The 255-nt window shown below is 34.1% G+C and carries 1 pseudogene; it reads right to left on the reverse strand.

Going from position 1 to position 255, the window contains the following annotated elements:
* Positions 1–241, reverse strand: a pseudogene (locus L8D11_RS05555) (IS1634 family transposase); the annotation flags it as partial.
* Positions 242–255 lie beyond the last annotated feature (14 nt).

Genomic DNA, 255 nt, shown 5'->3' on the forward strand with positions numbered 1-255 from the left:
CATAGCCTATCGGAAGCCCTTCTTTCGTTACTAATAATACTAAAAGCACTTGCGTTTGATTAAATTTCATATCTTTGCTGTATCCCTTTTCTCTGAACCCATCTTCTGTGAATGATTCAAAGTATAGCGTTGTTGCATCATAGAAGATTGCATCTACTTCTTGGTTCAGTAAATTTTGTGCATTTTTGAATGCTATCTCCTGTATGTTATCGATAACCTTATCATCTAACTTATCCATCATTCTGTAAACTGAAT

The organism is Candidatus Bandiella numerosa, from assembly GCF_021811875.1.
GTDB classification, from domain to species: domain Bacteria; phylum Pseudomonadota; class Alphaproteobacteria; order Rickettsiales; family Midichloriaceae; genus Aquirickettsia; species Aquirickettsia numerosa_A.